General features: G+C 69.7%; 31 protein-coding genes and 1 pseudogene. 7 read left to right on the forward strand and 25 right to left on the reverse strand.

Annotated elements, in window-relative coordinates:
* The 3 genes from ACFWBB_RS38790 to ACFWBB_RS38800 all read right to left on the reverse strand — a co-directional run.
* The coding region (locus tag ACFWBB_RS38790; RefSeq protein WP_385282799.1) for a hypothetical protein at positions 1 to 841 on the reverse strand (841 nt) is incomplete at its 3' end.
* Positions 838 to 1,506, reverse strand: coding sequence for a hypothetical protein (locus tag ACFWBB_RS38795; protein ID WP_385282802.1), 669 nt, complete (start codon positions 1,504 to 1,506; stop codon positions 838 to 840). The genes ACFWBB_RS38795 and ACFWBB_RS38790, both read right to left, overlap by 4 nt.
* Positions 1,503 to 1,673 (reverse strand): hypothetical protein, encoded by a 171-nt coding sequence (locus tag ACFWBB_RS38800; RefSeq protein WP_385282804.1) that lies wholly within the window; start codon positions 1,671 to 1,673, stop codon positions 1,503 to 1,505. Before ACFWBB_RS38800 ends, ACFWBB_RS38795 begins: the two co-directional genes overlap by 4 nt.
* A gap of 103 nt (positions 1,674 to 1,776) precedes the next feature.
* Here ACFWBB_RS38800 and ACFWBB_RS38805 point away from each other — a divergent pair, with 103 nt between their 5' ends.
* Positions 1,777 to 2,499 carry a GNAT family N-acetyltransferase gene (locus ACFWBB_RS38805; protein WP_385282877.1) on the forward strand — a complete coding sequence of 241 codons (723 nt, stop codon included), beginning with the start codon at positions 1,777 to 1,779 and terminating at the stop codon, positions 2,497 to 2,499.
* On the opposite strand, the gene ACFWBB_RS38810 is transcribed toward ACFWBB_RS38805, so the two are convergent.
* Positions 2,496 to 3,131: a tyrosine-type recombinase/integrase gene (locus ACFWBB_RS38810; protein WP_385282807.1), complete on the reverse strand. Its 636-nt coding sequence runs from the start codon at positions 3,129 to 3,131 to the stop codon at positions 2,496 to 2,498. The two genes, ACFWBB_RS38805 and ACFWBB_RS38810, sit on opposite strands and share 4 nt — an antisense overlap.
* 107 nt (positions 3,132 to 3,238) lie before the next feature.
* Here ACFWBB_RS38810 and ACFWBB_RS38815 point away from each other — a divergent pair, with 107 nt between their 5' ends.
* Both ACFWBB_RS38815 and ACFWBB_RS38820 read left to right on the forward strand, forming a co-directional pair.
* Entirely contained in the window at positions 3,239 to 4,354 is a 1,116-nt protein-coding gene (locus ACFWBB_RS38815; RefSeq protein ID WP_385282810.1) for a hypothetical protein, read from the forward strand.
* 16 nt (positions 4,355 to 4,370) lie between these two features.
* Positions 4,371 to 5,138: a trypsin-like peptidase domain-containing protein gene (locus ACFWBB_RS38820; RefSeq protein ID WP_385282813.1), complete on the forward strand. Its 768-nt coding sequence runs from the start codon at positions 4,371 to 4,373 to the stop codon at positions 5,136 to 5,138.
* Between the two features lie 266 nt (positions 5,139 to 5,404).
* On the opposite strand, the gene ACFWBB_RS38825 is transcribed toward ACFWBB_RS38820, so the two are convergent.
* Positions 5,405 to 6,382 carry a pentapeptide repeat-containing protein gene (locus ACFWBB_RS38825; protein WP_385282816.1) on the reverse strand — a complete coding sequence of 326 codons (978 nt, stop codon included), beginning with the start codon at positions 6,380 to 6,382 and terminating at the stop codon, positions 5,405 to 5,407.
* Between the two features lie 336 nt (positions 6,383 to 6,718).
* On the opposite strand from ACFWBB_RS38825, the gene ACFWBB_RS38830 reads away from it, so the two are divergent.
* Both ACFWBB_RS38830 and ACFWBB_RS38835 read left to right on the forward strand, forming a co-directional pair.
* Complete coding sequence (locus ACFWBB_RS38830) at positions 6,719 to 7,291, forward strand: hypothetical protein (protein ID WP_385282819.1); 573 nt, start codon at positions 6,719 to 6,721, stop codon at positions 7,289 to 7,291.
* Entirely contained in the window at positions 7,288 to 7,767 is a 480-nt protein-coding gene (locus ACFWBB_RS38835; protein ID WP_385282822.1) for a hypothetical protein, read from the forward strand. The genes ACFWBB_RS38830 and ACFWBB_RS38835 overlap by 4 nt, the downstream gene beginning before the upstream one ends.
* A gap of 13 nt (positions 7,768 to 7,780) precedes the next feature.
* On the opposite strand, the pseudogene ACFWBB_RS38840 reads toward ACFWBB_RS38835, so the two are convergent.
* The 3 genes and pseudogenes from ACFWBB_RS38840 to ACFWBB_RS38850 all read right to left on the reverse strand — a co-directional run.
* Positions 7,781 to 8,002, reverse strand: a pseudogene (locus tag ACFWBB_RS38840) (arsenic resistance protein); the annotation flags it as partial.
* Between the two features lie 15 nt (positions 8,003 to 8,017).
* A complete protein-coding gene (locus ACFWBB_RS38845; RefSeq protein ID WP_385282825.1) occupies positions 8,018 to 8,833 on the reverse strand; it encodes an NAD(P)H-dependent oxidoreductase in 816 nt (271 codons plus the stop codon).
* Entirely contained in the window at positions 8,830 to 9,657 is an 828-nt protein-coding gene (locus tag ACFWBB_RS38850; RefSeq protein ID WP_385282879.1) for a DMT family transporter, read from the reverse strand. The genes ACFWBB_RS38845 and ACFWBB_RS38850 overlap by 4 nt, the downstream gene beginning before the upstream one ends.
* A 168-nt stretch (positions 9,658 to 9,825) precedes the next feature.
* Here ACFWBB_RS38850 and ACFWBB_RS38855 point away from each other — a divergent pair, with 168 nt between their 5' ends.
* Complete coding sequence (locus ACFWBB_RS38855) at positions 9,826 to 10,737, forward strand: LysR family transcriptional regulator (protein ID WP_385282828.1); 912 nt, start codon at positions 9,826 to 9,828, stop codon at positions 10,735 to 10,737.
* A gap of 112 nt (positions 10,738 to 10,849) precedes the next feature.
* Here the strand turns inward: ACFWBB_RS38855 and ACFWBB_RS38860 are convergent, their stop codons facing one another.
* The 4 genes from ACFWBB_RS38860 to ACFWBB_RS38875 form a co-directional block, all read right to left on the reverse strand.
* The gene (locus ACFWBB_RS38860; protein ID WP_385282831.1) at positions 10,850 to 11,371 is read right to left on the reverse strand and encodes a hypothetical protein; all 522 of its coding nucleotides are present in this window, start codon (positions 11,369 to 11,371) and stop codon (positions 10,850 to 10,852) included.
* Positions 11,372 to 11,373: 2 nt separating this feature from the next.
* Positions 11,374 to 11,898: a hypothetical protein gene (locus ACFWBB_RS38865; RefSeq protein WP_385282833.1), complete on the reverse strand. Its 525-nt coding sequence runs from the start codon at positions 11,896 to 11,898 to the stop codon at positions 11,374 to 11,376.
* 28 nt (positions 11,899 to 11,926) lie between these two features.
* The gene (locus ACFWBB_RS38870) at positions 11,927 to 12,391 is read right to left on the reverse strand and encodes an RRQRL motif-containing zinc-binding protein (RefSeq protein ID WP_385282835.1); all 465 of its coding nucleotides are present in this window, start codon (positions 12,389 to 12,391) and stop codon (positions 11,927 to 11,929) included.
* 264 nt (positions 12,392 to 12,655) lie between these two features.
* Positions 12,656 to 13,438, reverse strand: a complete 783-nt coding sequence (locus tag ACFWBB_RS38875) for a hypothetical protein (protein WP_385282838.1) — start codon at positions 13,436 to 13,438, stop codon at positions 12,656 to 12,658.
* 91 nt (positions 13,439 to 13,529) lie between these two features.
* Here ACFWBB_RS38875 and ACFWBB_RS38880 point away from each other — a divergent pair, with 91 nt between their 5' ends.
* The gene (locus tag ACFWBB_RS38880; RefSeq protein ID WP_319069314.1) at positions 13,530 to 13,748 is read left to right on the forward strand and encodes a hypothetical protein; all 219 of its coding nucleotides are present in this window, start codon (positions 13,530 to 13,532) and stop codon (positions 13,746 to 13,748) included.
* Between the two features lie 80 nt (positions 13,749 to 13,828).
* Here the strand turns inward: ACFWBB_RS38880 and ACFWBB_RS38885 are convergent, their stop codons facing one another.
* The 13 genes from ACFWBB_RS38885 to ACFWBB_RS38945 all read right to left on the reverse strand — a co-directional run bounded on the left by ACFWBB_RS38885 (position 13,829) and on the right by ACFWBB_RS38945 (position 24,561).
* Complete coding sequence (locus tag ACFWBB_RS38885) at positions 13,829 to 14,323, reverse strand: hypothetical protein (RefSeq protein WP_385282842.1); 495 nt, start codon at positions 14,321 to 14,323, stop codon at positions 13,829 to 13,831.
* 86 nt (positions 14,324 to 14,409) lie between these two features.
* Entirely contained in the window at positions 14,410 to 14,670 is a 261-nt protein-coding gene (locus ACFWBB_RS38890; protein ID WP_385282844.1) for a hypothetical protein, read from the reverse strand.
* A complete protein-coding gene (locus ACFWBB_RS38895; protein WP_385282847.1) occupies positions 14,652 to 14,840 on the reverse strand; it encodes a hypothetical protein in 189 nt (62 codons plus the stop codon). The genes ACFWBB_RS38890 and ACFWBB_RS38895 overlap by 19 nt, the downstream gene beginning before the upstream one ends.
* 40 nt (positions 14,841 to 14,880) lie before the next feature.
* On the reverse strand, positions 14,881 to 17,172 hold the full coding sequence (locus ACFWBB_RS38900; RefSeq protein WP_385282850.1) for a hypothetical protein: 2,292 nt from the start codon (positions 17,170 to 17,172) through the stop codon (positions 14,881 to 14,883).
* An 81-nt stretch (positions 17,173 to 17,253) separates the two neighbouring features.
* Positions 17,254 to 17,688: a conjugal transfer protein TraB gene (locus tag ACFWBB_RS38905; RefSeq protein WP_385282853.1), complete on the reverse strand. Its 435-nt coding sequence runs from the start codon at positions 17,686 to 17,688 to the stop codon at positions 17,254 to 17,256.
* A gap of 11 nt (positions 17,689 to 17,699) precedes the next feature.
* Positions 17,700 to 20,237, reverse strand: coding sequence for a hypothetical protein (locus ACFWBB_RS38910; protein ID WP_385282856.1), 2,538 nt, complete (start codon positions 20,235 to 20,237; stop codon positions 17,700 to 17,702).
* 123 nt (positions 20,238 to 20,360) lie between these two features.
* Positions 20,361 to 20,564: a hypothetical protein gene (locus ACFWBB_RS38915; protein WP_385282859.1), complete on the reverse strand. Its 204-nt coding sequence runs from the start codon at positions 20,562 to 20,564 to the stop codon at positions 20,361 to 20,363.
* Entirely contained in the window at positions 20,561 to 21,109 is a 549-nt protein-coding gene (locus tag ACFWBB_RS38920; protein WP_385282862.1) for a hypothetical protein, read from the reverse strand. The genes ACFWBB_RS38915 and ACFWBB_RS38920 overlap by 4 nt, the downstream gene beginning before the upstream one ends.
* A 137-nt stretch (positions 21,110 to 21,246) precedes the next feature.
* Complete coding sequence (locus ACFWBB_RS38925) at positions 21,247 to 22,968, reverse strand: DUF2637 domain-containing protein (RefSeq protein WP_385282868.1); 1,722 nt, start codon at positions 22,966 to 22,968, stop codon at positions 21,247 to 21,249.
* Positions 22,969 to 23,287: 319 nt separating this feature from the next.
* Complete coding sequence (locus ACFWBB_RS38930; RefSeq protein WP_385282882.1) at positions 23,288 to 23,479, reverse strand: DUF5999 family protein; 192 nt, start codon at positions 23,477 to 23,479, stop codon at positions 23,288 to 23,290.
* A gap of 180 nt (positions 23,480 to 23,659) precedes the next feature.
* Complete coding sequence (locus ACFWBB_RS38935; protein WP_385282870.1) at positions 23,660 to 23,965, reverse strand: WhiB family transcriptional regulator; 306 nt, start codon at positions 23,963 to 23,965, stop codon at positions 23,660 to 23,662.
* 160 nt (positions 23,966 to 24,125) lie between these two features.
* The gene (locus ACFWBB_RS38940; RefSeq protein WP_385282872.1) at positions 24,126 to 24,314 is read right to left on the reverse strand and encodes a hypothetical protein; all 189 of its coding nucleotides are present in this window, start codon (positions 24,312 to 24,314) and stop codon (positions 24,126 to 24,128) included.
* A gap of 82 nt (positions 24,315 to 24,396) precedes the next feature.
* A complete protein-coding gene (locus tag ACFWBB_RS38945) occupies positions 24,397 to 24,561 on the reverse strand; it encodes a hypothetical protein (RefSeq protein WP_385282875.1) in 165 nt (54 codons plus the stop codon).
* Positions 24,562 to 24,687: the final 126 nt, after the last annotated feature.

The raw sequence follows: 24,687 nt of genomic DNA on the forward strand, positions 1-24,687 counted from the left end.
GGATGTTGTACGCGTACAACATCCGCCCCTCTGCCGCGTCGTCACAAACCCGGGCCGACAGCCGCGGAAGCACCACCTTCCTCGTGCGTCTCGTACAAGAAAACGCCTGCAGGGCCGGATGTTGTACGCGTACAACATTGCGGAAGCCGCTGTCGGCAGGGGCCGGATGTTGTACGCGTACAACATCCGCGTCAGCGGAAACTGCAGTGCGGTGCCACGCCCGTTGGCCTTCAGGGTCGGGCTCGCTGTGCAGCCCCTTGAAAGCAAAAAGGCCCGTACCCCCGCGCGTTCGCGGGGGTACGGGCCTTCGTGCGTCAGGGTGCCCAGCTCGCGGGCACGCCGTCGTCGGGGTTGGGAATGCCGGTGGCGGTTGCCGGGGCGGCGGGGTGCCGCATGGCGGTGATCGGGACGGTGCCGGTTCCGTGGCCGATGCCCAGACCACGCGCCAGGTGTCTTCCCACTCGCAGCCGCAGGGATGGTCCGGGTGCGGGTGTCGTAAAAAGACGCTGTGGGTGTGGACTGCGCGCGGGATGCGGGGGATGAGCTCCGCCGGGTCGTCGCCCGGGTAGAGGTGCAGGACCGGCTGGCTGTGGACGCGGTCCATGTACGCGGCGGCGGCCTCGATGATGTCCGCCCACCGCTGGTGTCCGAGGACGGCGAACCTGTCCGGGTGCGGCCGGTCGTCGTTCGGGGCTCCGATGCCGGCGACGTACAGCCCGCGGTAGACGACAAACCCGTTGTCGGCCGCGTCTTCTCCTTCGGGGGTCCAGATGCCTTCTGCGGGGACGGTCGTGCCGTCATCGGCCTCGCTGGTCTCGATCTCGTACAGGGCCGTCGTCATGCCGACACCTCGCGGGCGATGGCGGCCGCCAGGAGCACGGTGGCGTCGGTCTCGTACGGGTTGTCGTAGCTCTTGTGGTCGCTGACGTCGAACGGCGCGGCCTTCGCGGTGACCGTGAATCCGGGGACGACGGTGGCCGCCTTGCCCTCCAGCTCGGTGTTGAGGCGGTCGGCGTCGCGGGAAGCGAGCCAGGTCTGGAAGTAGGGGCCGATACGGAGCAGCGTGTAGCCGGTGCCGTCGCTGCGGCGTGCTTCGACGTGGACGCCGTAGTTCGCCGGGGCCATGCCGACGTCGTCGGGGAGGTCCAGGCCTGCCGCGGCGTGGGTGAGCGGCTCGTAGGCCGGATTCCACACACCGAGGATCTCGATCGTCTCGCAGCGCAGCCAGCCCAGTTTCCGGTAGCGGTCGCCGTAGGGCGTGTACGAGCCGCTGGGGTGTTGGAGGGCGACGGCGATCACGTCGGGTCCGTGGTCGTCGCCCGGGCGCGCGTGAGCGCGCTCTACGAACGGACCGACCCGGACAGCGAGGTCCTGGCACTGGCCGGGAGTCCAGGGCTCCGGATCGCGCAGGGCGGCGAGCATCGCGCGGAACTGGTCGACGGCGGCCTGGTCCTCGGGGGAGAGGGCGCCGGGCGCGTGGCCGCAGCGGCGGAAGAGACGCTTCATCGGGTGGCCTCCTGCGTGTGGGTGGTGCCGTTGGCGGGCTTCTTGAGTACGCGCGGCAAGTGGACGTGAAGGTGCTCGACTTCGACCTGGCGGCCGCGGTCGCGCAGTGCGCGGGCAAGGATTTCGGTGAGGCCGCTTGCACTTTTCCGGACTAAGGAGGCGATCATGGACGTGGCTATCCTGGCCGCGTGTTTTCTGATGCCTCTGGAAGACCGGTTACCGAGTGAAATACGAGGTCAGCAGCTGCCTCCGCCTGGCAGGATCGAGGCCATGTCGATGGATCCGTTGCTGCTCAGAGCTCGTGGGTTGTGGGAGGACCTGGCGCGAGTGCCGGCGTCGTTCGCGCCGCCTGGTGGTGTGAATGTGGTGGTCTCCCCAGATTCAGGGCTGTGCCCAGTCGGCTGGGTTGGGGCGGTAGCTCTGGGCGGGGCAGCGATCGTGACCGTGCCGACTGAGAGCACCACCCTGATCGTTCGTAAGGCGCTGGCGCGACTGTCGGTGGAGGCCATCGTGGATGGCACTTCGGTCTGGGAGGTGCTGCCTATTGCAAGGGCGCTCGGCCCGGCGGCGCTGTCGTATCTGTCACCAGGGGGTTTCCGCCCGGTGGAAGCAGGTGCGCTGTTGGTGGAACAACTACCAGCTGGCCACCCGGAGCTTCGGCATCTGGAGAAAGTGGCTGGCGACGAGGACGCTGGGGAGGCAGCGCTGGACGAGATCACGTCGCCCGCCTTCGTCGTCCGCGAGCAAGGACAAGTAGTTGCTGCTGCCGGCTATCGGGCTTGGCCGAGTCGGACCGCTCACATCGGCGTACTGACCGCACCAGCAGTGCGTGGGCAGGGACTGGCGCGGGTGACAGGCTCAGCGACGGTCGCACATGCCCTCGCCGCCGGGCTGCTGCCGCAATGGCGTGCGCGGCCTCCTGCCTCCCGGCGTGTTGCGGCCTCTTTGGGCTTTGAGGAACTGGGCTTCCAGCTGAGCATCGAGATCATCTAGTCGGTGAAGACGGGCATGCCGAGGTCGACCAGTTGGGGTCGTCCGTCGGCCGGTGTGTTCTTGAGGCTGTTGAATTTGGCCATCGCGGCGTCGAAACTGACTTGAAGCCCTTCGACCTCTCCAAGCCAGCCGTTTCCGCGTGCTTCGCGGATCCGCTCACGGAGGTTCTGGATGATCTCGATGAGACGGGGTCGCTGTCGGGGGTCCAACTGGAGGACCGGGCAACGGATACAAGCGTGCTCGTGCTTGCAGGGGGTGCCGTAGGGGCGGCCACAGGTGCCGAGGGAGACCTTGCGGAGCTCGAAGTGCTGCTGGAAGTCCTGCCACTCCGCAGGGGTCGGTTCGCGGTATTCCTCTTGGGGCCGCTCGGCTCGGCGCCGGTCGAGGAAGCCTCGGTAGGTTCGTACCAGGTCGTCCTGGAAGACCGCAAGGTATGCCTGAGTGGTGGTGAGCGTCTTGTGACCGAGGATTCGGGCGGCGATATGGACGGGCAGGCCGCCGGTGACTGCTTCGGTCGCGAACATCCTTCGGAAGTCGTGCGGGGTGTAGCGCAGTGGCTCGCCAGCGTGGTCGCGGAGTCCGGTGGCCTCCAGGGTTCGGTCGAGTGCGCGCTTGACGCCGGCCTCGCTCATGACCTGTGGCTGCCAGTAGGGCCGCCGCTGGAACAGGTGCGGCAGTTGGGGGCCTGTGACACGCCACCGGAGCCCTCCGCCCTGAACTCGCCCCGTTCCACAAAGCGTTGACAAGTGCCGAGCGCCCCGACGTCGCCCTCGCCTGGGTCTCGCGCTCAAAAGCGCGCGATCTCCTGGAGCACATAGGACGCGACGAGCGGCCCGTCACCCACGAGGTCCTCGACGAGCTACCCCCGGGCAAAGTGCTGGCCCACCTGCGCAGTGTCCTGGTCGCGACCGGCACCCTCCCGCCCCGCGACGAACGGCTCATCGCCCTGGAGAAAAGGATCACCGAGACCGTCCAGGCCCGCACCGATCTCGCCGAGCGTCGGATCCTGCACGGCTACGCGGTCTGGCACCACATGCGCCGGCTCCGGAGACGCCTCGGCGAAGATCACGCGACACGACTCCAGGATCTGAACGTTCGCTGCCACGTCACCGCAGCCGACAGCTTCCTGACCTGGCTCAACCGAGAAGGGCTCACGCTGGGGACGTGCACCCAGCCGGACCTGGAACGGTGGATGGCCGATGCCACGGTCGGCTACCGCGACGAGACCGGCCACTTCGTGCGCTGGTCGGTACAGCACCGGCATGCCAACGGACTCACCTACGGCACCGTCCGCTGGACCGGCCCCCAGGGCGCCATCGACAGCGAGAAACGGTGGGCCGACGCCCGCCGCCTCCTCGCCGATGACACGCTGCCGACCCCGGATCGCGTCGTCGGCCTGCTGCTGATCCTCTACGCGCAGAAGATCGCGACCATCAGCCAACTCACCGTCGACGACGTCCACATCGACGGCGACACCGTCACGATCACATTCGGCAGCTCGCCAGTCGTCCTCCCCACACCGCTAGCCAGCCTGGTCCGTGACCTCGTCGCAACCCGCCGGGGCAAGGCAAAGATCGGGACTCCGGACGATTGCCCCTGGCTGTTCCCGGGCGGCCACCCAGGGCGCCCTCTCACCGACAGCCAGATCGGCAAGCGCCTCCACAGCATCGGGATTCGGCCCAAACAGGATCGGTCCACTGCCCTGTTCACCCTAGCGACCGAGCTTCCCGCCGCGATCCTCGCCCGGATGCTCGGAGTCCACATCAAGGTCGCCGTCCAGTGGCAGAAGGCATCCGCCGGGGACTGGGCCGCATACGCCGCTGACGTGAGCTGTCGCAGCACGGAAAATCGATGAGAGAAAAGACTAACTCATGAACCGACTGAAGGAAATTCACCAGAGAACCGAGGGAGCTCTTCCCGCTCTTACCTTGGTGCTAGTTAGCATGCTCTCTGCTTTGGTGGCAGTCCTCGGACTTGAGACATGGGTAGCAATTGCCGCCGCCCTCGCCGCCATGGTGAGCGGAAGCCAAGTAATTAACAGAGAAGTTGTCATTCCATGGCGCTTAAAGTCCGCGAACAATGCTGTTGCGCGTCTTTACGCGCGAACAGCTGACGGTCACGGCCAAGTGGGCAGCGCGGTGCAGATCGCTCCGAGACGCTGGGTGACCGCGGCACATGCGATGCCCATCGGGGCTACCGTCAAACTGAAGCTCGGTGACACCTGGTCCCAGCCGCGTGTGATCTATCGTGACGAAGAACTCGACTTGGCGGTGATGGAGATCGACGATCACTGGCCTTGGCTGGCACGAATTTCGCTGGACCTTCCCGAGCCGGGCACACTCATGAAGGTTACAGGCTGGACGAACGGGCGACGCGATAAAAACAATCGTGACAGAGGAGTCCGGGTGGTCCAGGATTACACTGTCCAAGGCCCGGTGGAAGAATCCCTGATTGTGCTGACGGGCGCTGTCCCTCCCATCGGGTTCAGTGGTGCGACAGCCGCAGACGTCGTGACCGGAAAGGTAGTCGGGGTCTTGTCCGGGTTCAGTCCGGGGCGGCGTGATCCCCACGGACTGCCTGAGCTCGACGAGGTACACGCGACACCGCTGTCCTGCATTCCAGCTGAGTACCTTCGGTAGTGCCGCCATTGCAACGCAAGTGCCGCACCAATCGGCGCGCACCAGTGCCCGTCACGCCAGGATCGCCGACTTACGGCGACGGACCAGCCACAACCCACGAACCGAAGGGGTCGACCTACGGCTCAGGCTGGCCGCCAGGCGCTCTTGGGGCGGGAGCATTCGGACAGTTCCAATACCCGACTCCACAACTAAACCCGAGAACGGAAGGGCCCTATCCGCCCTTTCCTGAACATCCGCAGCGCTGGCTGCGGGGTTTCACGCAGGGCTTATGAGCCCCCCGGGAGGAGCAGTCCCTCCGGGGGGTTGTCGTCCACGCCAGGGCTGAATTTTGGTGGCCACTGCAAAAATCTGCAGTGCCGAAGATCCAATGAGCCGCCAGAGAAGGTCAAATCATGGAAGGCGGCAATACTGTGCTCAACAACAGCGTTATCGAAATTTACGCCACCTCCAAAAAATTTCGAATGATCAAAGGCGAGGAGACAGTCATGGAATTCCGCCTTTTCGAAGCCTACGCGCCCCTCGAAAGTTGACCATGCCATCAGTATGACTGATTTGGTAAATTTCGCTTCACGGAAAGAAAAGTAATTAATGAACCGCGCGTTGGAAAAATTGATGACACCTCCATCGAAATGCGAACCCATGAAATGGCCGCCATCGAAGACCACTCCACTGAAGTCAAGGTGGCGCCCTCGCCACTTCGACTCGGCTCTCTCGACCAAATGCTCACGAATGCAGCTGATGATGCTTTGCCGCACCTGTTTGTGAGCTTGCCAGGTCAAATGGACTGGTGGCGGACTTGTCTCGTCAGGCTCCGGCGGGTAGGGCAATCGGAGGTAAGCGCAGAGGACATCGATACAGGTCTGTTGACGCTCAACCCAGTCGTCAGCCAGCCCGGCCATCGCATAAACTCCCGCCAAGCGCACAGTTGGTTCCCTATGCCCCAGTTGCTCAGAAGCCATAGAGAAACGCTCATTGAACATTCGAACATTCAAATGATCGATTTCCGCCTGGGTGTTTTCGCGCGCATGCATGAGCGTCAATTGGGTAATTTTCTGCTGCGTCCTGCTCGTATAGCGTGCTGTCAGGGCGCCGATCAAACCTGCAATGGTCGCGCCGAGTAGGGTGCCCACGCCTGCCGCGACTCCGGGCAACCAGGAAGGGGTCGCCGGAGCAGGTGATGGTTGCGGCTTGATAAAGAGCTGTAGAGTCTCCCCGGAACCGATTAGCGCCATAATGGAACTCACGGTAGATCAGACATCAGGTCGCTCTGTGACTTAAATTCCTGAGGGACGATTTTTGAGACAACTCTCGCGACGGACACTGGGCTACCTCCACGTCTCGAAGTTAGGGATCCATTCAGAAGGTGCGACTACGCTGGCGGACGTCCGATCAGCAGCGCAGTCGGGATCGGTCCCGTCACCGCCACACGCCTATCCGCACGCTGCTGCTGCAATCTGAACGCTATGCACGACCGTGAGTCTCTGCAGATCGAGCAAGGGGTCCTTGGTCCGACCAGGTGACAGAGGCGTCCGCAGGCGACTCGGCGGCTACGCCGCCAACGGGAGCCACCGGGGGAGATCGTGAGCCAGGCATTCGGACGGTTCCAATACCCGACTCCACCATTAGCCCGCGGCCGCGACGGCATTCACGAACTGCTCGACATCGAGACCGCCCGGGCCACCGCGGACGCGCTCACCACGCTCCACGACGACCTCGCCCACGGGGTGGGCATCTCCGGGCCCGCCGCGCGGCGGGCCATCCACGCGGCCGCGCAGGCCCCGACCTTCGCCGGGTCGATCCGCACCCACCGCCAGGCCCGCGACATCCTGGGCAACCCCGCCCTGACGGTCTACGACAACCCGCGCTCCTTCCTGATGTGCGTCTACAACCGGGACCGGGCGCTGTGTCACCGTCTGGACGTCACCGACGCGCCGCGGCTGGACCGCTGCCAGCCGTCATGCGCGAACGTCGCACGCACCGACCACCACGCCGACCAGCTCCTTCAGCACGCCCAAGTCCTGGAGAGACAGGCCGCCTCCGAGGCATTGCCCGGCCCGCTCGCCGAGCGGCTGGCCCGGCGCGCGGACCAGCTGCGGGAGCTGGCCGACCGCCACGAGCACGACCGTATCCACACCCAGGAGCCGACCGCATGAGCCCAGCCCGCGATGAGCGCGACCGCATCCGCGCCGCAATGGACCGCATTCTGGGAGGCACACCCGAGCACTCCAACGGGGCGCTGACGATCGTCGCCCTGGCCACCGAGGCCAGCGTCCCGCGCAACGCACTCACCCAGCGGCACACCGACCTGAAGAACGAGTTCTACGAGACGGTCCGCGCCCGCGGCGGCACCCCGGACAGCGAGCAGCGGCTTCGCAAGCAGGTCCGCAAGCTCAAGGAACGTCGGGCTGCCGACGCAAAAGAGATCGCCCGCTGGAAGGCCGACGTCGAAGGGCTCGTCGGCGCGCTGCACCAGGCCACGACCGAGAACCAGCTCCTGCGCCAGGAGCTGGCAGAGCGCACCTCGGTGATCCGTGCGCTGCCTGTGCAGCTCCGGCGCCCTACGGCACCAGCCCAGCCCGGCCACCGGGGGTGGCGCGACGAGGACGACGACGGCGCTGTTCCGGAATGAGGGGTGTGCGGCCCTATCCCTGGCCCGCATCGGAGTGGGCAGCGGAAGCCGGGAGCAGTCGCGGAATCGTCCGGGCGTAGATGACCATGCCGACCAGTTCGACCAGGGTCTGGGTGACCACCACGACCGCGGCGAGGGCGAGACGGTCGGGCAGGGCCAGGGCGAGGGGAAGGACCACCAGGGAGTTGCGGGTCGCGCCGGAGAACACGATGGCCCGTCCGATGACGGCGTCGAGGAGTGACGGTGCAGGTCACCGGTCCTGGGCGGGGTGGCGGTGCATGAGGCCGGGGTGACCGGTGGTCGCTTCCGCGTGGGTCCGGTCGGCGCGGGGGTTCCACTGGAAGCCGCTGCGGGCTTCGACGGTGGGCAGGAGCCGCTGGTCGGGTCCGTAGTCCTCGCGGGGGTGCATGAAGAGGGGGGCGGTGGTCTCGATAGTGCGCAGACGCTCGGCGTAGGCGTCGAGACACTCTTTGCGTTCCTGCTCGGTGGCCAGGCGGGGCGCGAAGGCGGTGAAAGGGGGCAGAGGTGTGAAGCCCATGTAGTGGAAGATTCCGTTGTTGACCGGCCAGAGCAGATGCAGGATGTCGCCTTCGATGCCGTCGGGGGCGTAGGTGTCGGCGGAGGTTCCGGTGGTGCAGCACACCATGGCCTTGCGGCCGAGGAAGACGCCTCTGGCGTGTTTGCGTCCGCCGCCGTAGGCGAAGCCGCGGGCCATGACGCGCTCGACCCAGCCCTTGAGGATGGCGGGCATGGAGAACCACCAGATCGGGAACTGGAAGATCATCAGGTCGCACCACTCCACCTTGGCCTGCTCGGTGGCCACGTCGGGCGGGAAGGTGCCGGTCTCGTGCTGGTGCTCCTGTTCGATGTCGATCTGGAGCCGGCCGGGGTCCTTGCGGGCCGCGGTGAAGTCGTCGGCGTCCGGGATCGCCTTGAAGCCCATCGCGTACAGGTCGCTGACCTTCACCTCATGCCCTTGTGCGGTGAGGGTGGCCACGGCCGTGTCCTTCAGGGCGGCGTTGAAGGAAGCGGGCTCGGGGTGGGCGTGGACGATAAGGACCTTCACGTCGTACTCCCGTGGATGGTGGGACGGTGTGCGGTGGAAACGGCGACGGTGTTCGCGCCGACGATCATGGCAATGGCGAGCCAGGCGAGGGCATCGAGCTGCTGTCCGAGGAGGGTGAGGCCGGCCAGGGCCGCGAAGACCGGGTTCACGCTCATGAACACGCCGAAGAAGTGTGCCGGGATGCGGCGCAGCGCCAGCAGATCGGCCAGGAACGGCACCGCGGAGGAGAGCACCCCGGCGGCCAGCGCACAACCCAGCGCCGCGGCTGTGGGCGGGTGGTGCCACAGCACCCACACGCCGACGGGCAGGTAGAGGGCACCGGAGACGGCCGCCGCGGCGGCCGAGCCTTCCAGGCCGGGTAGGCGGGCCCCGACGGTTCGGTTGAGCAGGATGTAGCAGGCCCAGCATGCCGCGGCCAGCAGAGCCAGGCCGATGCCCAGATAGTCGGTGGAGGGTGTGGGGCGCGTGAGGACCACGACCGCTGCGGCAGCCGCCACCGCGGCGACCAGGTCGACACGGCGCCGGGAGCCGGCCAGCGCCACGGCCAGCGGGCCGAGGAACTCCAGCGTGACCGCCAGCCCGAGCCCGATCCGCTCGATCGCCGCGTACAGGGACAGGTTCATCGCCGCGAACACCAGCGCCAGGCCCAGCACGGGACGCCACTGCGCTGCGGTGAAGTGCCGCAGCCGCGGTCGGCCGACTGCCCCGAGCACCACGGCCGCCACCCACTGGCGCACCGCCACCACCCCGACCGGCCCGAGCACCGGGAACGCCATCGCCGCGATCGAGGCCCCCGTCTGGTTGGACAGGCCGCTGCCCAGCATCAGCGCCACCCCGGCCCCGCGCCCCGTCCCTCGGGCAGAGGCGGTCCCGTCGACTGCGGTGCCCCGGGGCGATGCGACGGGGGAGGGATCGAGCTTCATGGCCTCCACGATGAGCGCACCATCGGTATACGCAAAATGCATCCACACGCTCAGCTATACGCTGGATGGATGGATGAGACGCGGAACGGGGCGGCTGCGCTGGAGCTGAAGCACCTGCGGTGCCTCGTAGCCATCGTCGACACCGGCAGCTTCACGGACGCCGGCATCGAGCTGGGCATCTCCCAGGCCGCCGTCTCCCGGAACCTGCTCGCCCTCGAAAAGATCCTCGGGGTGCGGCTACTGCACCGCACCAGCCGCACGATCACTCCCACCACCGCGGGCGTACAGGCTCTTGCCCGCGCCCGCCCGCTGCTGTCCGGCGCGGAGGAACTCGTCACCGAAGCCTCCACGGGCCACAGCCGCCTGCACATCGGCCACGCCTGGTCCGCGTTCGGCCGCCACACCACCGAATTCCAGCGCCGCTGGCACCAAAGCCACCCCGAGACCGAACTCCGGCTCATCCGCCACAACTCCTCTACCGGCGGGCTCGCCGAGGGCCTCTGCGACCTCGCGGTCATCCGCGCCCCTCTCGACCTCAAGCCCTGGTCACACGCCCTCGTCGGCCACGAACACCGCTACGTGGCTCTCGCCTCCGACGACCCCTGGGCCCGCCGCCGCAGTATCCGCATGGGCGAGATCCCCGGCCGCACCCTCGCCATCGACCGCCGAACCGGCACCACCACCCTGGACCTGTGGCCCGTAGGCGAACGGCCCGCCGTCGAGTACACCCACGACATCGACGACTGGCTCGCCGTCATCGCCACCGGCCGCTGCGTCGGCATCACCCCCCAGGCCACCGCAGCCCAATACCGGCGCGACGGCATCGCCTACCGTCCATTGCGCGACACCGATCCCGTTCCCGTCCACTTCATCTGGCGCAGGCAAGACCCCCACCCCGCCACTCACGCCGCCGTCGCTCTCGCCATCGACCTCTACGGCTACCGCAAGAACCGCCGCGTCCCGGCCAACTCGGATAAATGACCGTTTCTGGGAATCGCATGGCTGTCGCACGCGAGGCTCCAGCCTGTTCTCCCGGCGGTTAGACCACCTTCCAATGAGAACCGTTCAGTCCGGGCGCGTCAGGGCTTCAAGATCAACTAATTGCCCCTTTGGCCCGCATTTTGGCCAGACCCCTTGCCGGCAGAGATACGGCGGACCGCGAGCGGGCTCGCTGCTGATACCTGCGCGTCAGCTTCTCCAAGTCCTCGGCGAAGAAAGGGCCGTCGCGGTCGGCGGACATCTCGTGGATCCGCTTGAACCGTTCGGCGCGGCCAGGGCAGCACTCAGCCACCCAGCCCATCCGCCTCGAGTGAAGGGCGAGCTCCTTCAACACACTGAACTTGACAGAGAAGTCGTCGCTGACCGTCTCGCGCAGCGCGTCCAGGGACAGGACCTGCGAGGCGGGCCAGGTGTTCGCGATGGTGGTCTTCGGGCCGCCGACCCACCAGCCGCCCGCGCCCCGGCAGTCGGGGCAGGAGCGGCGGGGCCGGGGCTTGAGCTCGATGCGGTGCCGGTCGGCGTACAGCCGCCAGCGGCCGGCCTCGAGGACGGCGGCGGCCGCGGCGACCGTGACGGGCACGGCGGCCGCGACTACGAAGGTGGTCTGGACGCGCACCGTCAGGGCCGGGTGAAGGGCTGGACGGTGAAGCGGACGCCCTGCCCGGAGTCGACGGGCTCCGCGGCGAGGAAGCCGGGGTCGGCCTGCGCCATGTCGACCAGCACGGCCTTGATCCAGTCGGTGGGGCGCTGAAGGTCGACGCGCAGCCCGTTGAACTCGGACAGGCGCACCGGGTGCGGCTTGTTGCCGTAGCGGCGGGCCCACAGCCGGGTGCGGATCAGCTTGGCGACCTCGGTGTCGTCGGGCCGGGCGGGCACGCCGCGCGATACCGCCCGGCAGGCGGCGGCGTGCGCGTTGGCGTCGCTGGCGGCCTCCGCCTCCGTCATCACGTTGCCCGCGCTGTTGCGGTCCGCGCGGTGAGTGCATCCCAGGCACGCGGCGACGTAGCGCGGGGTGCCCTGGTCGGTGTCGGCGGTGTAGACGAGGACGGTCGCGCCCTCCAGCGCCCGGTAGCGCTGGGCGACGACCGTGCCCTCCGGCGTCCACGTCTCGGGAGCGGGGGCGGCGCGGGTGAACAGTGGCACGGTGACTCTCCTTCAGCAGGGTCGTTGATCAGGCGGCCAGCCGGTGCGTCACCGGGGCCGTGGAAGGGAAGTACGTGTCGGGGCTGGGCTCGTAGCCCCGGGCGCAGGGGTCGCAGCAGCCCTGGGTGCGCAGCGGGAGGCAGAAGTAGTACCGGCGCAGGCACGTCGGGCACGTGGACCTCGCGGCCATCGCCCTGTCCAGCGCCCATTCCTGCGCCATCGTCAGCACGCGCTTCGGTCGGGCGATCTTTACGTCGTAAAGCCAGCCCCTGGTCGGGTGGTTGCACGACTGGTCGGGCCGGTACGCGCAGTACTTGCAGCGCAGGACCGCGACCGGGCCGTGCCCGCCGGGGCTCAGGCCCCGCTCGCGCAGTTGGCGTCTGGTGACCAGGCCCTCGGGGCAGGTGCGCCGATCGAACTCCGGCAGGGTCGCGGTGCTGCGCGGCACCTTCTTGACCTCGCGGCGGCGCCCCTTCTTCCGGGGGCGGGGCATCACCGGCTCCAGGCGCCGGGGAGCCGGGCGGGGTGCTGCGGGTAGCGGGGGCCGGGGCGCTGCGGGCGGGGCCGGCCGATCCGGCGACGCGGGCGGGGGATGAGCACGAGCGGTTCCTCCAGATGTCGGTGGACAGCAAGCGCCGCGCCCCGTCGACGTCGTGCTCTGGTGTCGGCGGGGCGCGGTGCGAGGCGGCCGGTCGGCCTGTCCAGCCCTCGCCCACCCGCGAACGGGTGGGCGAGAACCAGGCGGAGCGACCGGACGTCAGTCCCGGAACGGGCAGCCGCTGTGCGGGTGCTGTTCGGCGGCCGGGGCCGGGGGCTGCACCGGAACGTGGATCTCGGGCCTGACGGTGACCTTGGCCGGGCGGCCGACGACGACGCGGCGGCGCAGGGTCAGGCCGCGCATCGCGAACGCGGAAAGGAACGTCCAGGCGAGGACCGCGAGCCCGGCCGCGATGGGACGGCTGGCTGCCGGGGTGGTCGTCCAGACCATGAACACGGTGGCCGCGCCCCACCCGGTCCACATCGCCCGCACGCCGTTGTTCCGGGAGAGGTAGCCGAGGACCAGGCCGACGATGCCGGTGAGCAGCCACAGCGTGTACACGGTGGAGCCTTCGACGGCGAGGCCGGTGGAGTGCTGCGCGATGTACGTGCGAACCGGCTGGTCGACGACGGCGGCGACCCCGCTGGAGGTGTCGACGCCGACCTGCACTTTGGGCACGGCGGTGAGCAGCTGGTGCAGGGCCTGGAGGACGACTTCGCCGGCGGCCTTGGCCATCAGCACGACGAAGGACACTCCGGCGACCATCAGGACGGCCCGGATCCAGGGGGCCATGTGCCGCGGGCCGTCCTCGGGAACGCGAAGGACGTCCTGCCACATCTCGTAGAGGACGCCGTCGACGTCCCAGGCCCGGTTCCACCCATCGCGCAGCCGCTCGCGCAGCGCGGCGAACCGCGGCTCCTTGGGCGGCGCCTTCGGGAACGGGACGGGAAGGTAGGTGAGCTCCTGGCGGTTCTGGCCGGGGGTGTTGTCGTTGGACGGCACGGGTCAACTCCAAGGTGTCGATGAGGTGTTCACGGAGCGTGCGAGTGGGACAAGCTGTGTGCGACAGGACCGGAGAGGGGAGGCGGCTGCGATGGGGTGGTTCACCCGCGATGAGCCGGAGGAAGTCGTCTTCGATGAGGTCATCGACACGGACGACACGATCTGGCCCGCGTACACCGATGACGACGGGGTGCTGTGGATCGACGTGGACTACGACGTCGAAGTGACCGTCAACCGGGCGATCGTCGACGGGCAGATCCGTGGGGCTGAAGTCGATGAGCACGGCCGGATCTGGATCGACTACGACTGACCGTGAGGCCGGACGGCCTGTCCCGCACCCGAGCCCGGCCCGCGGGCGAGGTGTCGGATACGAGGCAGGGCGCCCGGAGTTCAGCGGACGTCGTTGCGGGTGCGGGAGAACATCCCGCGCTGGTTGCTGGTGTTGTTGATCTGCGTGTTCTGCACGACCGGCGCCTCGAACACGTTGTTCGTGACGGCGCTGCGGGCCTTGTTGATCGCGCCGCCGATCGCGGTGGCGACCATGGCGACGCCCGCGAACGGCAGGGTGACCATGAGGACGCCGTAGAGCGTGACGGAGGCCAGGCCCTGGAGCACGAGCCAGGCTCCGCAGCCGATGCCGGTGATGCCGGCGCCGACGCCGATGGAGGCCACGGCGATCCCGGCGGCCCAGGCAGGGACGATCCGCTTGTCGTCCTGATGGACGGGCGGGGTGTCGCCGTACGCGGGCAGCGGGGTGTCGTCGCGGAACGACGTCGGGATGTGCCGCACCGGCGTCTCGGGCTGGAAGGACCGGGCGATGATCCGCTCGGCTTCGGCCTTGGCTTCGGCGTCGGTGAGCGGGCGGGTGATGTGGTCGAAGTCCATGGTGATCTCCGTTTCGGGGCAGACGTGGGGCGCCCTCCCCGCCGGATTTGGCGGGGAGGGCGCAGGGGGCGGGGGAGCGGGCGGGGCTACTGCTGGTCGGCGGCGCCCTCGAGCGCGGCCGCCGTCGGGTACTGCCAGTGCGGCAGCGGTCGGCGGCCCTCGGAGCGGACCACCAGGCCGTTGCGGCGGCCGGTGCGCAGCAGCTCGTTGACGAGCGCGCGGGCCTCGGGGCTGGCCGCCAGGACGTCGGCGGCGTCGTCGACCAGGAGCACCAGGGGTCGGTTCATCGTCATGTTCTCCTTCTCGTTCGCGGGGTCGGGCGGGCTGGTCAGAAGCTGCTGATCCATCCGGTGACGGAGGAGACGGCGCTGGTGATCGTGGGGGCGATGCCGGTACTGGCGAGGAAGAAGCCGAACAGGCAGACCGCGATGCCCGGCATGATCCGCTGGTAGCCGGTGCGCACGAGGACGAAGACGATGATGCCGAGGAGCAGGACCAGGGAGATCGACAGGGCCACGGGTATCGGTTTCCTTCGGTGAGTGGGTGGTGGGTGCGGGTCAGCTGTCGGCGAGCTGCCAGTGGCCGCGCTTGCGCGAGACGGCCAGGCCCTTCGCCTTGAGCTGGGTGCAGGCGTTGCTGACGCTGGAGGGCTGGAAGCCGGGCAGCGCGGCGCGCAGGTCCTTGAGCTGCTTGGGTCCGTCGGCGAGCAGTTCGAGGATCTGGTCCTGGAGGCCGGGCTCCTCCCCGATATCAGGACCGCTGTCGCCGAACGGGATCCCGAACGGCGTCTCGAACGGGGCGGGTGCCTCGCTGCTGTCGTCGTCTCCGTCGGTGTCCGCAGCCGGGGGGCCGGTCGTCGGCTTGCTGCCGGGAGCGTCGGAGAACGCCTGGGCGAGGGTCTCGCAGTCGGCGTACGGGTTGGTGTGCCGCACGCCGTAGATCGCGGCCCCGGCCTGCGCGGCCTTGGCCTCGCCTTCGGTCAGTCCGTTCGCCGGTTCGTCGCCGTACAGGGCGATCAGGTCGGGGTAGACGCCGTCGACCTTCTTCGCGAAGAAGGTGCGCATGAATTTGGCCCGCCCGTCGAGGAACATGTACGCCATGCCCGCGGTGGACTCGCCGTCCTCGTCGTCCTTGCCGGAGAACAGTGCCTCGATCTGCCCGTCCTCGTAGATCCGGGCGGGGATGTTCTCCATCTGGAAGCCGGTCGGGGCGATGCCGTCCAGGCCCATCTCCTTGGTGGAGGAGGAGGCGGTGCGCATGAGGAACAGCGCACCGACCTTGCCCTGCTGGCGGATCGCGTCGTCGTCACCGAGGTCCTTGAGGTGCAGGGACTGCACGGCGAGCCGGATGCCGATGCCGACCTTGCGGCCGGTCTTCTGGATGTCGGCGATGAGGTAGGCGGTCGCCTTGCGCATCGCTTCGTCCGGGTGGGACAGCAGCCGGTTGATCTCGTCCAGCGTGATGTTGATGAGCGGCCACGGCCGCCCGAGGGCGAAGTCGCCGCGGCCCATCGCGTTGCTGACGTGCTCGCGGTACTTCATGACCGCGTGCGCGGCCGTGAGCATCAGCAGCGTTTCCACCGGGCCCTTGGCGAACCAGTCGACCCGGCCCTCCGCCTCGGGCAGCGACATGCCGCCCTGGACGTCGCCGACCCAGGAGACGACGCCGGAGCGCTTCTCCGAGGCGAGGATCAGGTTCTGCAGGACGGACTTGCCCGCGCCGGTGACGCCGGCGGTGATGCCGCGCAGTGCGCCCAGTTCGGGGTCCCACAGCCGCATCCGGGCGGGCTTGCCGTCGTGGCAGACGCCGATGGTGATACGGCCCTTGGAGTCCATCGTCAGGTCTTCGACGGTGGCCTTGCGGACCTTCATCAGCGGGTTCGTCTTGTAGACGGAGACGACGCCCTGCCGGATGCCGTCGGTCTCGATGACCAGCCGGGACGGGTCGTCGATACCGAACGCGGAGCAGATCGCCGTGTGCGGCAGCCGGATCTCCTTGCCCGGAGGGGAGGCGACCAGGAGCACGATGCGGTGCGGCTCGGACCGGTAGTCGATCAAGGCGACGCCGGGGGCCGCGCCGCCTGGGGCGGCGACCGCCGTCTCCCACAGGCCGCGCAGCCCTTCGGCCGTGCGCTCGCTGTCCTCGCTGGTCGGCCGGGCGACCACTCGCATCCGGCCCGGCCCGGACCCCTGGATCGGCCGCATCTTCACGGTGCCGACCGGGAAGTCGAACGCGGCGGCCAGCTGCACCTCGGTGAAGGTGGGCACCGCCTTCCCGGCCTGGGCGACGACGACGGCCTCGAAGTCGGGCCGGTCGGCGCGGAACGGGGTGATGGACACCAGGCGGGTGCCATCGCCGGTGGCCTGCGCCCACTTCGCGGCGAGGAACTCGGTGTACGTCAGCTCCCGGGCGGGGCCGGTCTGCGCCTGGTGCTCGCTGAGCTCCAGGACCAGGCCGGCGCTGCGGGTGAGCGGCGCCATCCAGCCCATCAGGGACGCCCACGCGGCCGGGACGACGACCTCCCACCAGTTGAAGCCGGGGGTGATCAGGTTCGCCACGTAGGTGCCGGCGGCCGTCAGGAACGGGATCGCCCGCTGGGCGCGGGTGATGGTGTCCAGGCCGTGGTCGGGGTCCTTGGTCTTCGCGTACAGCCAGGCGAGGGTGCCCAGTCCGATGCCGCCGGAGGCGAGGTAGGACCAGGCGCTGTCGTCCAGCTGGGGGCCGACGGCCATCCCGGCCGCGGCGAGGGCGTAGGAGGTGCGTTCGGCCAGGACGCGCCGGTAGATGACGTGGCCGGGGACGGGCTTGGTGGTGTCGGCGGTCGGCGCCGCCTGGTCGATGGTGCTCAACACAGCCTCCTTCGGGGCAGGGGGCAGCAGGGGCCGCGCCCGGTGTGGGCGCGGCCCCTGCTGCGGCGGGGATGGGGTGGGTCAGCTGCGGCGGCCGGTGCGCCGGTAGAAGCCGGGCTTGGCCTGGCGCACGCCGGAGCCGTTGGAGGCTTCGTATCCGGGGCGGTACTCCCGGTCGTGCGCGTTGTTGAAGCCGCGGGCGTCGGTGTCGACGGAGTCGGCGGCGTTCACCATGTCCCCGGACGCCTCCGCGACCGCGGTGAGGGCGGTGGAGGTGTCCTCGATCATCGAGGTGAACTGGTGCTCGACTTCGGCCTGGCCGCACATCTCCGACAGGCGCATGGCCGCGTTGGAGTTGGCCTGCATGTGCGAGCGGAGCAGGTGCATGCCCTCCTTGAGGAAGAGGGCGGAGGCAGCGAGTTTGGCGGTCCGGCCGGCCAGGGCGAGGAAGCCGCTGCCGGCGCCGCCTGCGACGCCGTTGTTGATGCCCGGGATGGCGGGGAGGTTGTCGCTCACGTGATCTCCTCTCAGTTCTCGTTGTGGATGCGGGCGGCGGGCACGGCCAGGCCCGTGTCCTCGGTGGCCTGCTGCAAGGGGCGGTAGGCGTCGAACATCGCGTTCTCCGCCGTCTCGGAGAGCTCCGCGGCCACCAGGGACTTGGTGGCCATCTCGTCGGCCTTGCGGGCCAGGAGCTCCATGGACTCCGCCAGCTTCGCCATCGCGGCGCCGGTCAGGCGGCCGATGACGTTGTGCGTGGAGCGCAGGTCGGCGGCAAGTTCGTCCAGCTCGTGCCGGATCTCCCGCGCCTTCACGGAGAGCTTGCGGCACGTCTCGTGCGCCTGGAACGACTGCGCGGTGAGCTCCTCGAGGACATCGAGCGTGTCGTCGAGGGTGACCTCGGTCTCGTGCTGCGCGTCCATGTCCGCGAGGCTGCCGCTGCCCCACTTCGTCAGCCAGGCATCACTCACGCTGTTCTCCTTCGTGCTCGTGCCGGCGGGCAGGACCGCACCGGACTTCGCCGGAGCGGATCCGGGGGAGCCGGCCCGCTCGACTGTGATCGGACCAGCCGGAGCGGACACCGTCGTCGCCATGCCCATCGCCTCGAACGGCGACAGGCGCGGCTGGCCGGTGCCGGGCACCGTGCCCCCGCCCGGTGGCGCCGGTGCGGTGGTGGCCCCGGCGACCGCGGTGGCCGGGACCGCGGGGGCGGGCCGGGGCGGGGGCATGATGACGATGGACTTCGGCACGGTGGTCGTGCCGGTCGCCGGCGCCGGACGGGGGCCCGGCACCGTGGTGGTCCGCAGCCGGGCGCGCTTGCGGGCCCGCGCCTTGGCCGTGGACCACGGCGTGCGGCGGGCCGGTGCCGTCGCGGCCGGGCCGACGGGCCCGGTGCTCCCGGCGGGCTTGGCGCTCCCGGCCTTGGTCTTGGTCTTCGGGCCGGTCTTCTTCTTCGGCTTCCTGACCTTGACCTTCGACAGGACGGGCGGGCCCATCTTCTTGCGGCGGCGCTTGAGGCGCTTCTCAGCGGTCTCCTGCACCGCCTCACCGAAGGTGGTCCGGCCGCGCGCCGCGGCCTTCCTCGCCGCGTCCATCTTCTTGCCGTACTCGCGGTCGAAGCGGCGGCACTTGCGGCAGCGGCAGCCGTAAGTGTCCGACGCCGCCATGGTGCCGTGCGCGATTCCGGGCGTGAGCTTGACTTTCTTGCCCTTGCGGGACTTCCCGCCCGGCGGCCTGGGCACCCCAGGCGCAGGTCCCGTCCCGCCCTTGCCGGAGCGGGTCTTGCCCTTCTTGCCGCCGCCCTTGCCGGGCGCCGCGCCGCCGGGGCCGGTCGTGCCCTTCCCCTTCGGCTTCGATTTCGGGCCGGTGCCGGGGGTGGTGGTGCCGGGCTTCTTCCGCAGGATCCCGCCGGGCCCGGTCGTGCCGCGCGGCGACTTCGTCGTCCCGCTCTTGGGGCCCGTGCCCGTTCCCTTTCCGGAACCGGGGCCCTTCGAGCTGGACGTGCCGGGCCCGGTCTTGCCGGTGCCCGTCCCTGAGGAGCCCGGACCGCGCTTCGTGCCGGGACCGCCGGACGAACCGCCGGCCCCGGTGCCGCCGGGACCGCGCTTGCGGTTCGTGCTCGGGCCGCCCCCTGAGGAGCCAGCCCCGCCGCCGCTGCCGGGGGAGCGTTTCCTCCCGCCGCCACCGCCGCCGCTGTTACTCGGACCCTTGCCGCCGCCCGAGCCACCCGAACCGCCGGAGGAGCCGGGGCCGCGGTTCTTCTTGAGACTGGAGCCGCCGCCCTGCGAGCTGCGCCTGAGCGGGGTGATCCCCGAGCCGCCCTTGCCGGAGTCGGAGTTGGAACGGCCGCCGCCCGAGCCGGAGCCCGAACCGCCGCCGCGCCCGCCCCGGGAGCCGCCGCCGGAACCGCTGGGTGACCTGGTCGTCGCCCCGCTGCGCCCCCGGCCTCCCGAGCCGCTGAACGCCCCGCTGCCGCCCCCTCCGGACCTGCCCGGACCAGCGCCGCCGGAGCGCCCTCCCGGGCTCCCAGGACCGCGCTGAAGGGACTTACGGCCGTACTCGTGGCTGGGCTGCACCTGCTTCTTCGAACTTCCCCCCAAGGAGCCGTCCTTGCCGGCGTTCGCGGTCTTCGCGACCGCCTCGTGCTGCTCCCGGTTGGCCCGGTTCGACGCGATGGCGGAGTGGATGCCGCGCATGGCCGCCAGGGACACCGCCAGGATCGCGGCCAGCGACAGCGCGCCCAGGCGCGGCGCGGCCGGCTGCGCACTCTCGGACCGGAAGGTCGCCGGGACCATCGCGCCCCCCGCAGCGGGCGCTGCTGCGGGCGCGGAATCCGCCCTGAACGGGGTGCCCAGACCGGGCTCGGGCAGGGCCGCGATCGTGTCCAGAGGAGCGGTGCGAGTCGTGGGTGCAAACGTTGCGGGGGTGTCCGTGGAGACGGTGGCGGGGGCCGCGAACGGCACGTCGGCCGGGGCCGGATCGGGCGTCTCCGCAGAGGGTTCGGCGGGGTCGGTGAAGCCCACGCGGGGGAAGTGGATCAGGTTGTTGGGGCCGTCGTCGTCGGCCATGACGTCTCCCTCTCGGAGTTGACAGACGGTCACCGCCTGGGGCACCCTCGCACGCGCACGACACGCGCGCGCCTTGGGGTGCTCCAGGCGGCGAGGAGGAGCCGGTGATGAAGAAGAACTTCGTCACCCTCCGTTGTTCTTGTAGAAGTCGTGCAGCGTGGCGGTGAGCTTGCGCCACAGGTCCGGATTGCCATCGCGTTCGGCCTGGCGGGCCAGGGTCCGGACCGCGTCGTACCAGACCCCGGCGCGCTCCTTCTCGGTCGTGGCAGCCTGGATCCGCGCGTTCCAGTGATTCGCGCGGTTTTGCGTCTGCCGAGGCGTGCTCAACCCTGTTCTCCCTTCGCGAAGTAGTCGTTGATCGTGCTGGTCGGCCGCTCACCACCGGCCGCCATCGGCCACTGATTCCAGGGGTTGTCCGGGGTGACGAACTCCGCCGGCCTCGCCTGCGGGACCGCGCCCGGGACCTGCTCGGGCGGGGCACCCAGCGAGGTCACCGTCTTGTTCAGCGAGCTCGCGACGGCCGCGCCGACGGCGGCCTGGCGGCTGTTCTTGCGCTCCAGCTTCTTGGCCTCCGCCACCGCCCTGCGCTGCGGGAGCTCCAGGACCTCGTTGACGTAGGTCGCGTACAGGGCCTCCGCCTTGCTCGCGGCCTCCTCGGACGCCTTCTGCATGGCCTTGACCTGCCGCGACACCTTCCACGCGCGGATCTTCTTGGCCATCCAGCGGTCGCCCTCGATCGGCGTCTGCTCCAGGCGCCGGCGCACGATGTCGGCGATCTGCCCGTACTGCTGGGCATCGCGAACGTGCTGGTCGCGGACGGTCGCGGTGAAGGCCCGCAGGCCCTCATCCGTGAACAGTGCGTTGATATCCATGAGGTGGGGTTCTCCTTCTCGGGGCGGGGGCGATCTGGCAGGGTTTGGGGTGGCGTTTCGGCGCCTTCACCGCGCTCCCGAGGCGACGACAACGTCTCGGGGGCCGGTGGAACCGTCGAACAGCTCGTTTGTGCAGGTCACTGCCCGGGGCGGTAGCCGCCCGCGAGCAGTTCGGCCGCCTCCTGGCGGTACTTCGAGGCCGTGTCCGTGGAGGACACCGCCGTCTCGCGCTGGACGTCGGCGATCGAGACCACCCGGGACAGCGCGGGGTGGATTTCGTCAGGACCGAGGCCGACCGTCACCAGGCCTGCCGCGAGCGCCATGCGCGCGACCTTGCGGACCGCCCGCTCACGCGAGGTGAGCTTCGCCTCGTCTTCCATTTCGACCGCGCGCCGCTCGACTTCGGCGACGGCGAGCCGCGTTTCGGCAGCAGCCATCTCCGTTTCGGCCTCGCGCAGCCGGGCGGCCTGGACGTTGGCGTCGGCAGTCGCCTTGCGCTCGTTCTCCTGCGCCGCCAGCCGGTCGGCTTCGGCAGCGCGGCGGCGCGTTTCGGCAGCGGCCATCTCCGTTTCGGCAGCACGCCGATCGGCTTCGGCAGCACGCTCGCGAGCCTCAGCGATCTCCGCCGTCTCGATCGCCTGTGCCTCCGCCGCGGCGACCCGGTCGGCCTCCGCCGCTGCCTTCCGCTTCTCCGCCGCGCGCCGCTCCAGTTCGGCCGTCTCCAGGTCGGCGGCAGCTGCCGTGCGGCGCTCCTGGGCTTCCTTGCGTTCCGCCTCCGCCTCGCGGGCGCGGGCTTCGGCGACCAGGGCCGTCTCCAGTGCCTTCTCCTCCAGCTCAGCGGCCCGCTCTGCGGCGCTGGCCTGGGCTCGGGCGTGGGCGCGGGCCTGAGCGGTTGTGCCTTCCACCCGGGCGCGGACGGCTTCGAGTTCGCCGCCTGCCTCCAGCCGGTCGGCTTCGGCCTTCTTCTGCGCGACCTCCCGCCGCGTCTCCGCCTCCAGGCGCCGGCGCTCGGCTTCCTCCGCCCGCTCCTCAGCCTCGCGTTCCTGCTGGTCAGGCATCGCGAGGGCCTGCGCGACGGTGTAGCCGTAGGCGGCCATCTTCATCGGCAGCCGCTCATCCTCGGACGCCTTGCTCAGGTTGCCCTTGTACTTGCGCTTGAGCCACTGCTCGTAGGCGGTGAGGTCCTGCTGACGCCGGATCATCTCCGGGTAGGAGGTGACCCCGTACAGCCTCATCCGGCGGTAGAACTTCGGGGTCGCCAGCGGGGCGAGGATCCAGCGGTGCAGCGGGATGCGGTCGGCGTGCGTACCCGCTTCGAGCTGCGCCTTCTTGATGAACAGCCGCCGTGCCGCCTCCACGCCGATCACGAAGAGGACCGGCATGACGCCGTGCGAGGCGGACTGGACCGGGTCGTGGCCGATCTCGCCCTGCGAGGACGCGTTGAACCACACGGTGGCGCCGGTCATGCCGTGTGCGGCCATCCGCAGCACCGGCCACGGGATGCCCTTGAGGATCAGGTAGAGGTCCAGGGCCAGGAACGCCAGGATCGAAGCGTCCACGCCGATCGGGAACCAGGGCGCGAGGCCCTCACTGAATCCCCAGCTCAAAGCAACTTTGGCGAGGGTGTCGTACGACATGGCGAAGCCGATGGCGCCGACCAGCGTGCCGAAGACCGCTGCGACGTACGGCAGGGCGGCCGTGAAGCGGTCCCGCTTGGGCTTGATCGGGTTCCGCTTCCGTGTCTCCGAAACGGCCCCGGCGGCTCCCGAAACGAACTCGGGTGCGTCCGAAACGGCGGTCGGCGTCCGCGAAACAGGGGTGTCGGGTGCCGCGTTCTGCGGCATGTCGGTGATCGTCATGGGGGCCTCCAGAGGGGGTCATTCCGGGTGTGGTCGAAGCAGGAGCAGCCGCTCCCGAAACGCGGTCGGCTGCTCCCGAAACGGCGGTCGGCGGAGCCGAAATCGGCCCCGGGGGGGCCGTTGCCTTCCCGGAGCGGGCCGTGCTGAAAGGCCGGCCGCCCGTGGTGCGGGCGGCGGGTCCGGGGGAGTGCTGCGGGGCGGACACGAAACTGTGTGCGGCTCCCGCCGGGCGGGAGCGAAAGGGACTGTCCGACTCCCCGTCACCGCCCGATCCGGTCCGCCGTGGTGCGGCGTCCGGTGCGAGCGGATCAGGCAGCCGTCAGGCCGTGATCGCGAGGGGACGGTGCGGGGCGATGACCCGGCCGTCGGGGAGCAGGTCGCCGGTGTCGTCGAAGACCAGGACGCCGTTGCACAGCAGGCTCCAGCCCTGCTCCGGGTGGCTCGCGATGGCCTGCGCGGCCTCCCTGTCCGAGCTGTGGGCGGCCGGGCAGTGCGGCGTGTGCGTGCACAGCGAGTCCGGCAGCCGAGTGGTGCCGGTGGTGGTCGTCGCGGTGTCGAGCGGGGTGGTCGTCGTGCCCATCAGGGCCTCCCTGGGCTGTCGGTCCGGGCTGTCCGGCTCCCCGTCGCCGCCCGTCCCGGCCGCCGTGGTGCAGCGGTCGGTGCGAGCGGATCAGGCAGCCGCCAGAACGGATCAGGCAGCGGTGCGGCGGCGAGCGGCGCGGCGCTTGATGCGGCGGCGGTCGGTCTCATCGGTGCCGCCCCACACGCCCAGCTCGTTGCGCTCCAGCGCGCCCTCGAGGCAGCTCTCCATCAGCGGGCAGCGACGGCAGACAGCCTTGGCTTCCTCGATCTGGAGCAGCGCCGGGCCGGTGTTGCCGATGGGGAAGAACAGCTCGGAGTCCTCATCGGCACAGGCGGCGCGGGGCCGGACCGGCGTGTCGGTGCAGACGGGCGCGTAGGCGTGGTTGCGTACGATGGCGACGGAAACTCGCTTCATTCGGGCCTCCCATAAGGTCCAGTGCAAGAGACAGCCCCGGGGCGGCCACCCTGGGGCTGTTGCGTGTCTACGACGGCCGGACGGCCGGAGCGGGGTGGGCTCCCGACGCTCTCCGCCAGCCCCGCCCGGTGAGGGGCGGGGACGACGGGCAATGCCGGGGTCAGCGCTGCTGTTTCGACTGGCGTTCGCGGTAGGCGTCCTGAAGGCGGGCGAACCGCTCGTGAATCGGCATCCCCTGCGCACACGGCGTCTCGCCCTGGCAGGCCGGGCAGTCGGCGGTGTGCTTGGTGGAGTCCTCGAACGCCTTCATGTAGCGGACGAACAGGTCGTCGGTCGGGCGGGCGCTCATCGGCGGTTGGCCTCCGACCGCTGGTTCTGCTCCCGGTTCTTCTGCGAGAGCGCCTCGCGTTCGGCGTCGGTGAGGCTGGTGATCACGCCGCCACCTCCCAACCGGCCAGCACCGGCGCGGCGATGGGAACGAGGACCCGGGCGACGTCGACGCGGGCAGCCTCCTCAGGCTCGTAGCCCTTGGAGTCGTCCTCGCGCTCGATGTCGTCGATGATCCCGGCCCGCGGCTGCGACGCGGTGCGTGTCATGCTGTTCTGCATCAGGTCCTCCAGTCAGGTCCTGGACAGCCCCGGGGGGTCTCAAGTCACCGGGGCTGTCGTGCTTTTCAGGCTGGTCGAACGAGCAGCCACGGCCCCGGCCGCCCCCTTTTGATT

The sequence above is a fragment of the Streptomyces sp. NPDC060000 genome (assembly GCF_042737375.1).
Taxonomy (GTDB): Bacteria; Actinomycetota; Actinomycetes; order Streptomycetales; family Streptomycetaceae; genus Streptomyces.

Bases quoted from the DNA above. Each gene is read 5' to 3' on its own strand.
- ACFWBB_RS38945 (WP_385282875.1), bottom strand. From the start codon at position 24,561: ATGACACGCACCGCGTCGCAGCCGCGGGCCGGGATCATCGACGACATC.
- ACFWBB_RS38820 (WP_385282813.1), top strand. From the start codon at position 4,371: ATGAACCGACTGAAGGAAATTCACCAGAGAACCGAGGGAGCTCTTCCC.
- ACFWBB_RS38850 (WP_385282879.1), bottom strand. From the start codon at position 9,657: ATGCTGGGCAGCGGCCTGTCCAACCAGACGGGGGCCTCGATCGCGGCG.
- ACFWBB_RS38920 (WP_385282862.1), bottom strand. From the start codon at position 21,109: ATGGATATCAACGCACTGTTCACGGATGAGGGCCTGCGGGCCTTCACC.
- ACFWBB_RS38925 (WP_385282868.1), bottom strand. From the start codon at position 22,968: ATGACGATCACCGACATGCCGCAGAACGCGGCACCCGACACCCCTGTT.
- ACFWBB_RS38810 (WP_385282807.1), bottom strand. From the start codon at position 3,131: ATGAGCGAGGCCGGCGTCAAGCGCGCACTCGACCGAACCCTGGAGGCC.
- ACFWBB_RS38890 (WP_385282844.1), bottom strand. From the start codon at position 14,670: ATGGATCAGCAGCTTCTGACCAGCCCGCCCGACCCCGCGAACGAGAAG.
- ACFWBB_RS38910 (WP_385282856.1), bottom strand. From the start codon at position 20,237: ATGGCCGACGACGACGGCCCCAACAACCTGATCCACTTCCCCCGCGTG.
- ACFWBB_RS38800 (WP_385282804.1), bottom strand. From the start codon at position 1,673: ATGATCGCCTCCTTAGTCCGGAAAAGTGCAAGCGGCCTCACCGAAATC.
- ACFWBB_RS38935 (WP_385282870.1), bottom strand. From the start codon at position 23,965: ATGAAGCGAGTTTCCGTCGCCATCGTACGCAACCACGCCTACGCGCCC.
- ACFWBB_RS38870 (WP_385282835.1), bottom strand. From the start codon at position 12,391: ATGCCCCGCCCCCGGAAGAAGGGGCGCCGCCGCGAGGTCAAGAAGGTG.
- ACFWBB_RS38880 (WP_319069314.1), top strand. From the start codon at position 13,530: ATGGGGTGGTTCACCCGCGATGAGCCGGAGGAAGTCGTCTTCGATGAG.
- ACFWBB_RS38885 (WP_385282842.1), bottom strand. From the start codon at position 14,323: ATGGACTTCGACCACATCACCCGCCCGCTCACCGACGCCGAAGCCAAG.
- ACFWBB_RS38855 (WP_385282828.1), top strand. From the start codon at position 9,826: ATGGATGAGACGCGGAACGGGGCGGCTGCGCTGGAGCTGAAGCACCTG.
- ACFWBB_RS38795 (WP_385282802.1), bottom strand. From the start codon at position 1,506: ATGAAGCGTCTCTTCCGCCGCTGCGGCCACGCGCCCGGCGCCCTCTCC.
- ACFWBB_RS38940 (WP_385282872.1), bottom strand. From the start codon at position 24,314: ATGAGCGCCCGCCCGACCGACGACCTGTTCGTCCGCTACATGAAGGCG.
- ACFWBB_RS38835 (WP_385282822.1), top strand. From the start codon at position 7,288: ATGAGCCCAGCCCGCGATGAGCGCGACCGCATCCGCGCCGCAATGGAC.
- ACFWBB_RS38805 (WP_385282877.1), top strand. From the start codon at position 1,777: ATGTCGATGGATCCGTTGCTGCTCAGAGCTCGTGGGTTGTGGGAGGAC.